Raw genomic sequence first — 13,624 nt, 5'->3', positions numbered from 1 at the left:
CCACCCTATCGAAGAATGGCGAGTTTGTAGTGCCACTCGCCGAAAAGAAAAATCGCAACTTGTTGATTTTCGGATTAATAAAAATTTAGCTGTTAAATATGGGTTAGCGGAGAGGAGCAGGAAGATGGCGACCATCCGCCGACGCGGCACCCACTGGCAGGTTCAGATCCGGAAGAGGGGGTATCCCCCGCAGTCCAAGAGCTTCGCGACCCGCGCCGAAGGTGAAGCGTGGGCACGCGCCGTCGAAAAAGGGTTGGACGGCCGCGTCATCGCCCGCGCCGAAGCCGAGCAGACCACCCTCGGCGAGGCGCTGGAGCGCTACCTGCGCGAGGTGACGCCCACCAAGAAGGGCGCCAAACAAGATAGCGGGAGAATCCGTCGCTGGATGGCGCACCCCCTCGCGACGCGCACCCTCGCCGCCGTTCGCGGCACCGATATTGCCGCCTACCGGGACGAGCGTCTCGCCGAGGGAAGAAATCCGGGCACCGTCATCTGCGACCTCTCCATTCTGTCTCAGGTGTACGTCGTGGCGGCGAAGGAGTGGGGCATGGAGAGCTTGAGAAATCCGGTCAGCGTCGTGCGCAAGCCCAAAAAGCCGAGGAGCCGGGATCGCCGTCTGGAGGGCGATGAGGAGAACCGCTTGCTGGAGGTGGCCGACGCTCCCTACGGTGAGCTGATCACCCTGGCCATCGAGACCGCGATGAGGTCGGGAGAGCTGCGCTCCCTGAAGTGGCCGAGGATCAACTTGAAAACTCGCACCGCCGCACTCCCTGAAACCAAGAACGGGGAACGGCGAGTGGTACCGCTCTCCTCGCGGGCGGTGAAGGTGTTGAGTGAACTCCAGCACCGAAGCGATGGCGAGGAGGTGTTTCCGACCTTGACCTCCGCTGATGTCATCACGAGCAAGTTCCGGCGGCTGTGCAAGAAGGCCGGGGTGGCGGGGTTGCGCTTCCACGATCTGCGCCACGAGGCGACCAGCCGCTTTTTCGAGCGAGGCCTCAACATGATGGAGGTGGCAGCGATCACCGGCCACAAGGACTTGGAGATGCTGAAGCGCTATACCCACCTGCGAGCAGAGGATTTGGCAGTGAAGCTGGGATGACGAGCGGAGGGACGGCATACGCCACGCTGTTCAGCCCTCCCCCCAAGCTCCGGTAATTGGCGGGCACAGATCCCCTGCACCCTTCCCCCGGCTTCGCACTCTGCCGCTCAAAAACGTAGGGATCTCCCTGCGGGAACGACCACAATCTGCTAGGATTCGCCTCACCACTACGCCAAAAAAACGAACCCGTCCATTCATCGAATAATGAGGGGACCCCATGAGTGACGATGCGCTCTCCGTCCGGGCGATTCTCGATCGGCTGAAGACGGTGGAACACTGCTCCACCGACGGGGACCTGGCCAAGCGGCTGGAGGTAAGCGTGCGAACCCTGGAACAGTGGGTTCGGCGCAACTCCATCTCCCTGAAGAAGATACTCCTGCCGGCGGCGACCCGATTGGGCGTCTCGCTGGAGTGGCTGGTCACGGGACGTGGCCCGCGGGAGACGGGGGCGCTGGTGGTGGCCGCCGATGGCGAACAGTTCGAACCGGCCTACCTCATCGCCGGCCAGCTCTACCGGGCGCTCCAGGAGCGCGGGATCACCGCCGATCCCGATGCGTTCGAGGAGGTGGTGCGCGTCCTCCACCGGAACCAGGTGGCCGGCCACCCCGCCCACCCCGATCTGGTCTCCGGCTTTGTCGGTGCCATGCAGCGAGCGCCACTACAAAGCGGCCACCCCGTCCCGCTCCACATGGTCCACAACCACCATGTGCATAACCCCGAGGTGTGGGGCGTTCGGGAGGAGGCCGGCGCCATGCGGGTCCATGTGATCGAGCGGGACGCGAGCCCGGTCGATTGGGCGGTGGTGCGGCGGGGCGGGGCGGAGACGCCGACGGTGGTTCCGCTCTCCGAGGTGGGTGAAGGGGACCGGCTGCTCGGGGTGGTGCCCGAAGGCCGTTAGAAGCAGATGGAGGCGATTCGACCGGGTCCGTTGATGGTGACTTGGGCGGAGCCGAGCAGGTCCCAGCCGATCAGGAACTCGTACGGCCGCTCCGCGGCGAACGCCAGGCAGGCGATCCGCTCGATGGTGTAGATCCCATGCCACCCCAGGCCGGGAAGGTTCACTGGAAACCCCGCATCGAGAAAATAGGTCAGCCCCTCCACCGGTCCCGAGAGGGTGAGGACCGCCTCCTTGCCGATCGGCTCCAGGTGGAGCCGCTCCACGAGGGCGGCGGAGATACAGGAGACCGTACTCCCGGTATCGATCAGTCCCTGCGTCTGGAGCGACTCGTCACTCCCCGGTCGCCCCAAAGTAACCGGTACAAACAATCCATTCGGTCCCGGCAATCCTGTCCAACAAGGCATGCGTTACCCTTGGGCCATCGGCCCGACCATGCAACGCTGAATCGAATAGAGACCATCGGGGAACCGTTCGCGGGCCGCGTCATCGGCCATCGCGGCAGTGGCGCCGAACAGCGCCGCCTCCCCCTCCCGCATCACCACATACTCGTCGGGATGCGTCGCCAGGAGGCGCTCGCGAACCGCCAGGAACGCAGCGTAGTTTCGTTCGATCATCTCAATCCGCGCAGCTTCACGATCAGGCGTTGAATGTTTCATTAAATGTGTTTCCGACGAGGGCAATGATAGTAAACGATGCGCAAAAAGCACTACATTCAGTGTAGCCCTGTTGTACGACAACACTTACAGTGGGGGCGCAAAGCGTGCAGGAAAGCGTTACAGGGCCTTCAGGAGACTCCCGACCCTTTCGCGTGCCGTTCATCGACGCAGGCCGCGGTATTACTGAAGATAACGTACCTGGGGCGGAGGTCGAGGCAAGTATCACTACCTCCGCCGATGGCGGCGATTTCGAGGTGGCAAATTTTAATTAATCAAAAGGTCGATTGAGGCGGATGCCGTCCCAAGAAGGGCACTCCCCGCTCCCAAAAAGGGGCGGGGAGCGTGATCGCTCAACTACCGAGCAGCAACCGGACGACGGTTCGCGGGCTTCGCTGAACGGCCAGGGTCAGGCCGTTGGCCAGCATGACCGCGATGCTTGCAGCCAAACGCATCGCGCGGCCCAGGAGCGGACGGAGCCACGGGGCGCGGATCTCGATGCCCCTGCCTGTGGCGTACTCCTCCGGAAGCGATGCGGACTCGCGGGGTACCAGTGCGGATCTGGTCATGACGTTCTCCTCGTTTTTCGGTTGGGGGAGAAACGCCTCCCCGGAGGGGAGCACACTCCCCGCCAGGGTGGAAGCCATCCGACGATGGCCAATGGATCGATCTGCAACACGCTCCCGGCCCGAGGGCTGCCAGCCTGGGAGCCGCTGGCGAAAGGACGCTCCATGAGGAGCCAAGGACTTCCGTTCTGGGTCGGAACACACCGCGGCGAACTTATTTCAAATCCCAATAGGTCTTGAGCCAATCATTGCTCTATCGAGATAGCCCGCTCGGAAGATGCAAACTTGAACTCTTTCCCATCCTGAATATACTGAAACCGAAAGACACAGATTGTGACAACGATAGGGAGAGTAACGCAATGGAGATTCTGGGACTTCTGTTGATCATTGCGATCGGCGCCCTCAAGGCTGGCAGGGACAATAGCCAGCCGAATGCCGAGGAGGAACTAAGCGTGTTTCCTGATCGCGAGGATTGGGGAATAAACGTAGACCACAAGAAAAGTTGGGGTAGCGGTGGTTACTACGATGAGCAAGGGATCTACAGAATGCCGGGCATTCATGGAGACTAGATAGGGATTCTGAGGAAGACCTCTACCCACCTCGTGTTACGGTTTCTCCAATCCGTTCCTGACATCCCATTTACCTCTTTACTGCGTTAAGGCCCTCTTTCGCGGCGGAATCCGCCCCTCCCGACAGTTGGCTGGATAAGCCTTCTGCACCGTGCAGCACGGAAACCCGCGCAATATTCATCACCCACACCCATAGATAGGTCACCCCCACCAGAAACAGCCCGGTGACGATCCCCAGCGCCCAGTCGTTGTGGTGTCCAACCGCCCCGCCCCGCAGAAAGGCCTCCAGTCCGTTCTCGGTCTGATACATGGCGGCAAGCAGATTGTTGTGCAGCCAGTAGGCGAGGTGCCACAACGTGGTCCAGAAGAGCACGGTGAAGATGGCGAAGCCGAGATTGATGACGGTGTATGCGGAAAACCCGCTGATCACGATGGCGAACAGCATCACCGCATAGAGCCCGAAGAGCAGCACCGCCTGCACCATCGGCAGCACATCGACCAGGATGTCCATGATCAGGGCGTAGGTGCCAGCGGCCAGCCCGGTGCCGACGATCTCCAGCGCGTCCTTGATCCCGTAGTTGACCGCGTACTCGAACCACCCCGACTCGTGGCCGCGGGCCTGCCGGTTGATGTAGTTGGGTGGCGCGTTGAACAGCACCCGCTGAATGGCGGCGTCCTCCGCCTTCACCCGGTCGGTGCCCCCCACCCAGGCGGCGAGCTGGCTCCAGGTCCCCCAGTCGAATCCCGCATTGGCGAGCAGCCGCCCCTTCAGGCCGGCGTCGCGGTTGGTCCACCACTCGTCACAGTCGGGCCGTCCCGCGTAGACCGTCCCCGCGTGGGCCGACTCGAAGCCGGCCACCGGCTGGCGGGCGCGCTCGCCCGGCCCTTCGCACTGATCCAGGGCACCGGGACAGGCCTTGTAGTAACCCTCGGTCTCCAGGAAGAGGTGGGAGCCCATCCACTCGGTGTCGTCGATACCGTACTGCGTCAACAGGGCGCGGGTCTGGGCGGTATCGGGGCGCTGGCGCTGATAGCGGGCGCGGGCCGGACGGAAACACTGGGAGTAGAAGTCGTTGGCCTCGGCCCGCAACCGCGGATCGGTGAGGTTGAGGGCGGCCAGCTCCCGTGACAGCCGCTGTAGATCCGGCGTGGAGGGGGTAATCGCCGCCGCCATTCGGTTGATGCCGTTGGCCACCTGGATGCCGAGATACCAGAGCACCGGCACCCGCACCGGCGGGGTCACGTCGTTGAAGGCCCCGGTACCTGGGCCGTAAGTGGTGCCCGACGCGGCGGCCGTCACCGTCTGGCCGTCTTCATTGGCGTACTGGAATTGGCTGCCGTTCAGGGTGATCGCCGGGGCGAAGGCCAGGGTCATCACCAGCAGGGCCGCCAGCACGTCGAGGAAGCTGCGGTTGACCGAGAGCACCGCGGCGGCCTTGTCGTTCGGGGTGTTCATCGGCTCCCAGGTGTTTTTCACCAGGATCACCAGCAGCGGCAGCAGATGGAGTCCGAGGGCGGTCACCATCTCATAGAAGCGGTTGTACCAGACCCAGCCGAAGTAGCTGGTGTAGAGTTCCAGGTACGATCCCGTTGGGTAGCCGGTCATTACTCACCTCCCGTGGAGTCATTGTCATCGATCAAGGGGGCGCCCTCCTCGAAACGAGACGGGGGATCATTGGGGGTCGCCGGGTCCTGGCCAACCCGTCGCTGGATGCCGGCGAGGGTGGCGGCGCTGGCGCTCACCACCTCGCGGCGCACCCGCATCTCCAGCATCAGCGCGTCGATCTCCCGGTCGAGGGTGCCCAGCACGTTGCGCTCCAGGTAGCCCTGCACCGATTCGACCCGCGCCAAGTGGGGCTCCATGCGTCCGGCGAGGACCACGCGGCGGGCCATCAGCGCCCGGTCGACGGTGCGGGCTAGGGCCACCTCCGAAGCCAGCCGTTCGGTGGCCAGCCCTCGCTCATTGCGCGGAAGTCCGCGCAATGCCTCCAGGGTGGCCGCGGTGATGGGGACGCCCGGCGCCGCGACCGTCTGAAGATCCGAGGCCGTGGGCGTACTCCCCTCCTCCACCAGCGCCGCGAGCTGCTCGGCCACGGTGTTCCCCTCGGCCTCCACCTTCGGCAGCAGTCCCCGCCCCGCCCGCCCCTCGGGCTGTCCCCCGCGGGCGGTTTGCAGCCGGCTCTCCCCGACCACATCGTTGACCCAGGCCACCGCGTCGGCGGGACTGCGCCAGGTACTCCCCAGCCGGGTATCGATATCGCCGGTGGTCGGATCGTCGGCACGCCGGCCGAGCAGCATGTTGTAGCCGGCGCTCACCGTATCGGCGACGATCCGCACCGGCGGCTGACCCGCCCCGCCGCGGGCGTGGCCGCCGACCCAGGTGACGCCGCCGTCGCCGCCAGTATCGTCCACCGAGTCGGCGGCGGTGACGATATCGTCCACGCCGACCCGCGCCGACCAGCTCTCGCCGCGGGAGAGGACGATCAGGTCCTCGAAGGGGTTCTCCCCGCGGGCGACCTCGCTCTGCATCGTCTCGCAGCGCTTCACCGCGATGTTCACCGTCTCCTCGGCCTTGAGCATGAAGTTCATCAGCCGCTCGTAGGCGCCGGGATCGGCGCGCTGGATCAGGTAGAGGGGCAGATTGGAGAGGATCGCGCCGGGCAGCGCCTGGACCATGGCGATGGCGTGATCGGCGCCGGAGGCGATACGGTCGAAGGTCTGCTCGAAGGCGAGCGACGGGTCGAACCGGCCGCAGACGTTGCCGATGCCGCCGCGCACGCCGAGCCCCACCGGCAGCGTGGTGGTATCGCTCAGCGGGGCGGAGACCGGCGCGGCGCCGCCCAGCTCGTAGACCAGCTCGGGGGCGGTGTTCAGCTCGAAGGCGGCCGCGGGCGCGGCCCCGGCCCCAGCGGCAAACAGCAGGGTGGACAGGAGAATGGTTCTCATGCGGGCTCCTCGGCGCGATGCAGCAGCGGATTGGGACGGGGGAGGTTCTGGAACAGCCGGCCCGGTTCCTGGATCACCATGCCGCGCAGTTGGGAGACCTTCCGGCCGCCCTTGCGCACCTCGTAGAAGAGGACGTTGCGATTGCCCGGCTGGTGGGTCTCGATCAGGCCCGACTTCTTGAGGCCGGTCTGGAGGGCGGTGAACTTGATCTCGCCGGCCAGCTCGTCGGCGGCGGCGTGGAAGATCCGCGGGCTGGCCAGCAGCATCCCCTCCTGAACCAGGTGAACCATGGCGGCGCGGTTGTTGACGGTGCCGCCGCCGTAGCTGATGCCGTCGCCGTCGGGCTCCAGACCGTCGAGGCGGGCGGACAGCCAGGCGAGGAAGGCTTGGCCGTTGTCGGTAAGTCCTTCGGGGAGCGGGAGGGCGCGGATGGCCTTTTCGCTGGGATTTCCACTCCTCGGCGCCGTAGTTGGGGGCTCGGGAAGATCGATCTCGCCGGGCGGAACGTCTGCAACGCCCTCCCCTGCTCTGCTTTCCCGGTCCTCATCGAGCGGAGAAGCATCGAACTCGACCGACGCCAACGCGGAGGCGCCGAGGTCAGCCAGCTCATCGACCTCCGCCAGTGGTGCGGCAAGCAGGGTCTCCTCCTTCAGCTCCGTCGGTTTCGGAGCCTTGATGACTGGATCGCGAACAGCGGATGTTTCCGCCGGAAAAGTTTCGGAAACGCTTCGTTCCGGGTGCATTGCCACCCTCGCCGTCTCCTTCTCCACCGGCTCCAGCGTTCCCACGAACGGCTCCGGATAGTCCCCGAATGGAAACAACCGCGACAGCGGAAAGCGCAGCATGGTGAAGGTGTGCTGGTACCCCTCCCCTGTCACCCGGACGCGCCAGATCGCGGCATCCTCCGGCGTCGGCACCACGAAGCGCGCCTCCTGGAGGGCGTCGAAGATGCGCTGGTTGTCGTCCGGCACCGTCACCCCCAACTCGCGCAACCGGGCAATCATCGCCTGGGCGGCAGGCACACAGACCAGGAAGAGTTCGCTCGCCGTGCTCCAGCCGCCCCCGCCGTTGCGGTTCAGCTTGAAGCGCCCCTCCGCCAACAACTGACGTAGGGTATCTAGCAGCCGCTCGGCCAGCGGCGGCTCCGGCGCCGAGGGGAAGCGCGACTGGACCCCGTGGCGAAAACTCTCGGCGGTGGAAGCTCGGTCGGCGTGATGGACGATCTCCCCGAGCACCCCGGCGTTGAAGGTGTCGCCGTAGAGCCACGCGGCCAACTGCTCCAGCAGCGCCCGCTCCCGCCCCAGCCAGGCGCGCCCGGCAGCGGGCACCAGCACGCCGTACATCATCGGCCCGACGTGCATGTGCAGGGTGTAGGGGGCCTTGCGGTAGGTGAAGGCGTAGTGGGTCGCCCCCTCGTGGGTGATGGGGCGCCCCAGCGGCGACCACGGGCGCGATTTGGAGCCGGATGGAGAATCGAGCAGCCGCAGCTCGAAGTTCGCAGCCGGCTTGCCCACGTCATGCAGCAGCGCGGCGAGAAAGATCCCGTAGGTGTAGAGATGCTCCAGCCGCGCCACTACCTCGATGGGCGCCCCCTGAGGCAGGCTGTGGCTCTTGCGCCGGCGCAGGGCGAACTCCACCACCTCCAGGGTATGCACCAGCAGGCCACCGGGACCGGGGTGGTGATGAGCCACCGAGGCGGGCAGCAACTGCACCCGCTCGGCGTAGGCGTGGATCACCGGCAGGCAGAGTACGTTCCAGTAGGCGTCGGGGAGCGCGGTGAGGCGTTTGATGGCGGCGAGTCGCCCCCGCTGGTCCAGCAGTTCGAACAGCGCCGGGGCGCGAAGCACCGGCAGGCGGGTGATGTCGAGACAGGCGAGGTCGATTTCCGGTACCGGAGGGGAAGACCGACGGGCAAGGCCGAGCGCGCCCATCAGCGCCCTCCGGGCGCCGCCGAACACGTTCGATTCTCAGGGAGGAAGGACAACGGCCACATGGGGCGTCATCGTGAATCGCCAGGAAGACTTCACCAAGTGATTCATACGCCGAGAAGTCGGCAGTGATTTGAGACTATCGACCGGTGATGAATGAAGAACGGAATCTGCGTTTGGTGGGAGAAAGCACAGGATGGATGCTCTTCAATAGAATGTCGAGTACGCCCGATCAAAAACAGATTAATTCGGTATCAGAATGACTGCTGCTACCCAAATGCAGACGTTGGCCAGCGAAAACTGATTGGCGACAACCGACCCATCGCGGCCGCCTAACAGCTGAAGGCGAAAGGAAAGGGCCTCGGCTTCCCACATTACCGCCCCAACCTACTCGCTCTCTCTGAGACTCCATTGGCATATGACCTCGCTAGAGATGCTCCACACCCCTAGTCCCGAGGCGCCCGGTACTCGCCCGACGATCATCATCAGTAACGCGCTACTGTTCAGTTGTGAGCTGGCCATCAAGCGTCGCATGGCGTCGTTGTCTAGGTTCGAAGCGCTAGGGTGGTCTTCAGCGTGAGTGTGCCATTCACCAAGATATAGCAGTCGCCGCGTATGGTAATCCTCAATGGCACGTTGTGCCGCAGCCGGGTTGGAGCGATAGCGGTGCCTCGACCGCTCGTCACTAGCATAGGGTCCTGACGCCTCGGTAACACAGACCTGCCTAGCATTTATGATTCCAAACAATTGGCCGCCGGCCTCGGTCGCCCAAGGCGTCGACTGACGGTATCGACCCACATGCCGCAATACCGGTAATGCAATCAACAGTGATTGGTGGATGTCGTCGAGATGACCAACTACTGAGCGAATCGGCGCCGCCTTTCCAAACAAAGAGATCATGGCCAAACGAACTCGCGCATGGTATGCCGGTCGGTAAAAGTTTCTCGGAGCATGCCCCCATTGTCTTCCACAACGGTAGGATTGCCCATCCATACACGACGACACGAGATCGGAACCTTGTCCAGCAGTGTATCGATCGCCAGTCCGGCCGCCATGCCTACCGTGGGGTGTAAGTCGATCACACCGTGAGGCTGGAAGGTATTGCCGCAACCGGCTTCAACGATGAGGGCACCAGCCTCATCAGGCCAATCCGTTAATCTGAAGATTGGTCGCTCTTCTTCGTCGAATCCAGACAGGATAGAGGCGTTGCCGTAAAGCAAAACGGCGTGCCCTGCGGCAGCATAAGCCTCGGTCCAAGTGCTTAAGAGCGCGGGAGTCCGCTGCAACCTTCCTCGCCAATGGTCGAGAGCAGCCTCCCCATCGAAGTCGATGCCCGCGGAGATGATCAGGTCAGAACCAGCAAGTTGATCAAGCTCCTTAGGACCAAGCGCTTCGAAACGCTTCGAAAATGCATGTTCGAACGTCAGGTGAGGAAACTCACGTCGCAAAAGAATTTGCAGTGCGGACGCCTTGTTCAAGCCGACGTGCGAGACGCCAAGCGGGTGCCGCGAAACATTGGCCGTGGTCAGGCTATCAGGATCGACGAAGATCAATTCGCCAATACCTGCCTGCGCGAGAAGGTGCGCCACAGCTGCGCCGATCGAACCGCAGCCGATGATTGCCACCTTCCGGTTCTTGATCAATATATGACTCGATGGATGATCTCGACCGTGAACCCATGCTCCATCAACTCGCGCGACCCTGCAACGCTCGACAGGGCGGTTTTTATAGGAATTGACGATGCGTGCAGGCGGTACCCGCGACAAATGCCGAAAACCCCGGAGCACATCGCGGCGTTCAGCGCCGCGCAACACCACTGCAGCGAACGCAGCGCCGGTATCGGTCTCCACCTCAAACAGAAATGGTGGCCGTAACCCAGGTTCTAGGCACTTGTGAACAGCGTCTTGCGGTACAAGCTTAGCGATCTCCTCGCCAGTTTCCGGGAATTCGCTTGGTGTCCAAGGTCGCGAAAGGCGGAATAGCCAAGTCTGATAGATTTGCTTGTTGCCGGGATTCACCCCGGTGTTGCGAAGCCAACGCTTGAGAGCTTCCATGTCATCGGCGATGACGTAGCAATTGAACCGCGCGTCAAGAAAGTACACGACTTCGCGCGTCACTCCGCCAGGAGACACGAGACTTCGCACGCGTGCGTGATCAAAGCCATTTGTAGCCCGCTGCGACCAATAAGCAGTGAATTCTCGCTCGAACTCTTCGCGCCGTTTTGCGCTGGAGAAATTGAGCAACTCTTCCGCATCTTTGAGATGCGCCGCAACTCTATCGCCGATCGGTACAGCGTCCCGAGTAGACCGCAAGCACAATAGACCTTGCTGTTCGACGTGCGGCCAGCCGTATTCATTACCCGCCGCTGGCGCGAAGACCCTGGGCTGTGAATGCGGGAACACAGGATCGACGGCCAAGACCAAGTGGTCGACCTTCTCCAGTTCGAGCGAGCCCGTAGGAACGTTCACCCGCCAGCCCATCTCGAACCCCTTGCAGATCTTCTTTAGCTCATCCGCGCCGAGCCGCTGCCACCGGCCTGGACGATATCGCTCGAGGCCAGCTTCGATCTCACGCGTGATCTGAATACGTTCTACTTCCGTTCTCAGCCGAACCTCCCGCCACCATCATTGCGTCGAGCCGTCTCCGCCGATGTGACCTTGATGGCGGAACCTTTACTTCCGTTATCGCCACCGTCGTTCGGCTGTTTAGTGAAAAAGTCGGTGTCGAACACGTCATCCCAGACTTTCTGCGCTTGCTTTCGGGTGCAATCGGACTTATCCAGTACCTCAAGCGTCTTGAGTGCATCACTCAAGCAATCGCGGAAGAAAGTGACCTCTTGGTCCCCCGCTGATGCCAGCTTGATGTCGAGCACCGGATGTTTGATTTCGGTAGATTTCTGGAGCTCTGCGTCGATGGCCTTCCACGTTTCGCGCAGCGCCTTGTCGTCCCGGTCAACGCTATCCTTAAAATGATCGACGACCAATTTGGTGATGCAGATTCCGCTGGTGGTCTTGTTTTTCCAGACAGCTCGGCGCGCGAACTTCTTGGTCAATTTGGTGACGCGCCTCATTTGACTGCCGTCCGACTCGCCAGCGTTTAGCTCGCCTACATGGCCGTTAAACCAGCGGGTCACCGCCCGAGCGTCTGAGCGCGTCCACTCGTCTCCGCTTGCCAGTTCGTAGTATTCCACCGGGTGGTCGTTCTTGTCCTTGGTGGTGACGATGCGGTAGACCGGAATGTCGATGTGGTAGCCTGCGGCGTAGACTTGGCGAACGCAGTTGCACTTAACGGTAGCCTCCTGCTTCAGGCGGCCGTCCCACGCCAGCGCGTCGCAAACCCGCTGGCGAGCTGCCAGAGGCGTGAGCGTAGCACCATCATCATCCTTAAGGTCGTCATACGCGAAATAGGCGCCGTCGTCGATGTCATAGTCGTTGTCGCCATCCTGCACCATAGTGCGCATCTGGTACGAACCCTGTGAATGAACTTCCTTAGGCTGCGGCTTTTTCGCCTCGTCGAGACCGTTTTTCAAACGAGTTCTCCCGGCGTCCCGTCGCGTGCGCATCTCAGCCTGTTGCTTATTCGAAAGTGTGACGTTATTCCTGTGGAAGCCCGTCATCTCCCGGTGGCAGTCAATGTCAGCCATATGTATCCTTAATCGTTTAGCTGTTTATTCTAGGTTTGGCGTCAGCCAGGGCGGAACGGAAGGCTTTCATTTCCGTTGCGCGGGAAGCCCAAGCAAAGTCGACATCAGAAATGGCCTGACGCGCAAGCGCGTTGAGCACCTTAGGGCGCGCGTCATCCATGTTGTTGAGGTAGTCACGCAATTCGTTGGACGGGCACTGCGCGGGCAATCGGAATGCGAAGCTACCGTCACCCCGCGTCTCGGCCATCTTGGCGGTGAGGTAGTCATATCCCACGGCCTGTGCGTTCAAACTGGCCGCGATAGCCCGAAGCCCGAAGAGCCACCCGCCTGCGCCACGGTGGAGAGAGCGGTTGCTTACCTCTTCACCGCCTTGGGAGGGCAACGTGCCGAGCATAAACAGGTGGATCGGGCGGTGTTGCTCACGATCGTTCAGGATCTCTATCGCCTCCATCATACCGATGAGTCCTGGGTTGTTGGCCCAGAGCCCCCCATCCACGTATGTCGCCTTGGCCCCGTTGCCACCGGGCTCGTCCAGTCTGGCCATTGATCGGAGAATCGGCGCCGCACTGGTGGCCATACAGATATCAACTAGCGAGCGCTCGTTGTCTCGTCCGTTGAGTCGTTTGAGGTGCTGCGTCTTAAAAACGACCGCCGCATGACGATTTATGTCCAGCGTTGGCACGGCCAGCGCGATTCCGCGGGCGTCGAACACAGACTTTACCGTTTCGTCGCCCAAGGTCCGCCTCAGGGTACTCCGCAATGCCTCGTCGCCTTTGCGCAACCCCACGCCAAATCCTCTCACGAACAGCCTGAGCCCAGGAACGGCACGCGCCCATTGCATCGGAAAAATCTTACGGCCAGCCTCAGCATATAAAGCCTGGATGTCTAGCAACGAGACACCAGCAACCAAGCCGCACGCTACAATCCCGCCCGTACTGGTACCGACGATCAGGTCGAACGCAGTACCAATGTCGAGGGGCTGCTCGCGCTTCTGGCTGTCTTGAACCCGGTCTCCGAACGTAGCGAGGTAGGCGGATTGGTACGCGCCACGCATGCCACCACCGTCCAGACACAGCACCCGAAAGGGTTTCGTTTCCGCCACTTCCGCTCTCATTTCGTGATGTTAGTCACAAAATTATTGGGGTGATGCAGCCCATTTCAAGTGGCGCAGTACCAAAATATCTTGTGAGATTAGTCGGGCAGGCGAGGCAACATATCTTCTGCTAATTGGCTTATTCACCTTCCACCGATCGGTATTCGCATAAGTGACGGGTTAGCTAGAAGGCAGTTAAGTTCCGGTTACGGCCGGGAACAGCTGG

The 13,624-nt window shown here is 62.3% G+C and carries 13 protein-coding genes; 3 read left to right on the top strand and 10 right to left on the bottom strand.

The genetic code is table 11. The features are described 5' to 3' along the window. Positions 1–124 precede the first annotated feature (124 nt). Both ACYQ2W_RS23245 and ACYQ2W_RS23240 read left to right on the top strand, forming a co-directional pair. Positions 125–1,102, top strand: a complete 978-nt coding sequence (locus tag ACYQ2W_RS23245; RefSeq protein ID WP_459872840.1) for an integrase — start codon at positions 125–127, stop codon at positions 1,100–1,102. A gap of 217 nt (positions 1,103–1,319) precedes the next feature. Next, the gene (locus tag ACYQ2W_RS23240; RefSeq protein WP_459872838.1) at positions 1,320–2,000 is read left to right on the top strand and encodes a helix-turn-helix domain-containing protein; all 681 of its coding nucleotides are present in this window, start codon (positions 1,320–1,322) and stop codon (positions 1,998–2,000) included. Here ACYQ2W_RS23240 and ACYQ2W_RS23235 read toward each other — a convergent pair. The 3 genes from ACYQ2W_RS23235 to ACYQ2W_RS23225 all read right to left on the bottom strand — a co-directional run bounded on the left by ACYQ2W_RS23235 (position 1,997) and on the right by ACYQ2W_RS23225 (position 3,222). Then, on the bottom strand, positions 1,997–2,368 hold the full coding sequence (locus ACYQ2W_RS23235; protein WP_459872836.1) for an aspartyl protease family protein: 372 nt from the start codon (positions 2,366–2,368) through the stop codon (positions 1,997–1,999). The genes ACYQ2W_RS23240 and ACYQ2W_RS23235 overlap by 4 nt on opposite strands. Positions 2,369–2,407: 39 nt before the next feature. After that, positions 2,408–2,614, bottom strand: coding sequence for a hypothetical protein (locus ACYQ2W_RS23230; protein WP_459872834.1), 207 nt, complete (start codon positions 2,612–2,614; stop codon positions 2,408–2,410). Between the two features lie 392 nt (positions 2,615–3,006). Continuing rightward, positions 3,007–3,222 carry a hypothetical protein gene (locus ACYQ2W_RS23225; RefSeq protein ID WP_459872832.1) on the bottom strand — a complete coding sequence of 72 codons (216 nt, stop codon included), beginning with the start codon at positions 3,220–3,222 and terminating at the stop codon, positions 3,007–3,009. Between the two features lie 356 nt (positions 3,223–3,578). Here ACYQ2W_RS23225 and ACYQ2W_RS23220 point away from each other — a divergent pair, with 356 nt between their 5' ends. Next, the gene (locus tag ACYQ2W_RS23220; RefSeq protein ID WP_459872830.1) at positions 3,579–3,788 is read left to right on the top strand and encodes a hypothetical protein; all 210 of its coding nucleotides are present in this window, start codon (positions 3,579–3,581) and stop codon (positions 3,786–3,788) included. A 70-nt stretch (positions 3,789–3,858) separates the two neighbouring features. On the opposite strand, the gene ACYQ2W_RS23215 is transcribed toward ACYQ2W_RS23220, so the two are convergent. The 7 genes from ACYQ2W_RS23215 to ACYQ2W_RS23185 all read right to left on the bottom strand — a co-directional run bounded on the left by ACYQ2W_RS23215 (position 3,859) and on the right by ACYQ2W_RS23185 (position 13,407). Next, positions 3,859–5,394: a conjugal transfer protein TraG N-terminal domain-containing protein gene (locus ACYQ2W_RS23215; protein ID WP_459872828.1), complete on the bottom strand. Its 1,536-nt coding sequence runs from the start codon at positions 5,392–5,394 to the stop codon at positions 3,859–3,861. Continuing rightward, the gene (locus ACYQ2W_RS23210; RefSeq protein WP_459872826.1) at positions 5,394–6,734 is read right to left on the bottom strand and encodes an integrating conjugative element protein; all 1,341 of its coding nucleotides are present in this window, start codon (positions 6,732–6,734) and stop codon (positions 5,394–5,396) included. The genes ACYQ2W_RS23215 and ACYQ2W_RS23210 overlap by 1 nt, the downstream gene beginning before the upstream one ends. Continuing rightward, positions 6,731–8,665, bottom strand: coding sequence for a MobH family relaxase (gene mobH, locus ACYQ2W_RS23205; RefSeq protein WP_459872824.1), 1,935 nt, complete (start codon positions 8,663–8,665; stop codon positions 6,731–6,733). The genes ACYQ2W_RS23210 and mobH overlap by 4 nt, the downstream gene beginning before the upstream one ends. A gap of 384 nt (positions 8,666–9,049) precedes the next feature. Continuing rightward, positions 9,050–9,562 carry a Mov34/MPN/PAD-1 family protein gene (locus ACYQ2W_RS23200; protein ID WP_459872842.1) on the bottom strand — a complete coding sequence of 171 codons (513 nt, stop codon included), beginning with the start codon at positions 9,560–9,562 and terminating at the stop codon, positions 9,050–9,052. Beyond that, positions 9,559–11,142 (bottom strand): ThiF family adenylyltransferase, encoded by a 1,584-nt coding sequence (locus tag ACYQ2W_RS23195; RefSeq protein ID WP_459872822.1) that lies wholly within the window; start codon positions 11,140–11,142, stop codon positions 9,559–9,561. Before ACYQ2W_RS23195 ends, ACYQ2W_RS23200 begins: the two co-directional genes overlap by 4 nt. A 122-nt stretch (positions 11,143–11,264) precedes the next feature. Next, positions 11,265–12,305, bottom strand: a complete 1,041-nt coding sequence (locus ACYQ2W_RS23190; RefSeq protein ID WP_459872820.1) for a cyclic GMP-AMP synthase DncV-like nucleotidyltransferase — start codon at positions 12,303–12,305, stop codon at positions 11,265–11,267. A 16-nt stretch (positions 12,306–12,321) separates the two neighbouring features. Beyond that, positions 12,322–13,407, bottom strand: coding sequence for a patatin-like phospholipase family protein (locus ACYQ2W_RS23185; protein WP_459872818.1), 1,086 nt, complete (start codon positions 13,405–13,407; stop codon positions 12,322–12,324). Between the last annotated feature and the right edge of the window lie 217 nt (positions 13,408–13,624).

It is taken from the genome of Endothiovibrio diazotrophicus (assembly GCF_054657215.1).
Note: the sequence above shows the minus strand (reverse complement) of the source record. Positions and strands in the feature narration are given on the sequence as shown.

What these genes read in the sequence shown, in the direction of transcription:
- ACYQ2W_RS23230 (WP_459872834.1), bottom strand. Translation starts at nt 2,614, where the DNA reads ATGATCGAACGAAACTACGCTGCGTTCCTGGCGGTTCGCGAGCGCCTC.
- ACYQ2W_RS23195 (WP_459872822.1), bottom strand. Translation starts at nt 11,142, where the DNA reads ATGGGCTGGCGGGTGAACGTTCCTACGGGCTCGCTCGAACTGGAGAAG.
- ACYQ2W_RS23190 (WP_459872820.1), bottom strand. Translation starts at nt 12,305, where the DNA reads ATGGCTGACATTGACTGCCACCGGGAGATGACGGGCTTCCACAGGAAT.
- mobH (WP_459872824.1), bottom strand. Translation starts at nt 8,665, where the DNA reads ATGGGCGCGCTCGGCCTTGCCCGTCGGTCTTCCCCTCCGGTACCGGAA.
- ACYQ2W_RS23245 (WP_459872840.1), top strand. Translation starts at nt 125, where the DNA reads ATGGCGACCATCCGCCGACGCGGCACCCACTGGCAGGTTCAGATCCGG.
- ACYQ2W_RS23215 (WP_459872828.1), bottom strand. Translation starts at nt 5,394, where the DNA reads ATGACCGGCTACCCAACGGGATCGTACCTGGAACTCTACACCAGCTAC.
- ACYQ2W_RS23240 (WP_459872838.1), top strand. Translation starts at nt 1,320, where the DNA reads ATGAGTGACGATGCGCTCTCCGTCCGGGCGATTCTCGATCGGCTGAAG.
- ACYQ2W_RS23220 (WP_459872830.1), top strand. Translation starts at nt 3,579, where the DNA reads ATGGAGATTCTGGGACTTCTGTTGATCATTGCGATCGGCGCCCTCAAG.
- ACYQ2W_RS23200 (WP_459872842.1), bottom strand. Translation starts at nt 9,562, where the DNA reads ATGATCTCTTTGTTTGGAAAGGCGGCGCCGATTCGCTCAGTAGTTGGT.
- ACYQ2W_RS23225 (WP_459872832.1), bottom strand. Translation starts at nt 3,222, where the DNA reads ATGACCAGATCCGCACTGGTACCCCGCGAGTCCGCATCGCTTCCGGAG.
- ACYQ2W_RS23210 (WP_459872826.1), bottom strand. Translation starts at nt 6,734, where the DNA reads ATGAGAACCATTCTCCTGTCCACCCTGCTGTTTGCCGCTGGGGCCGGG.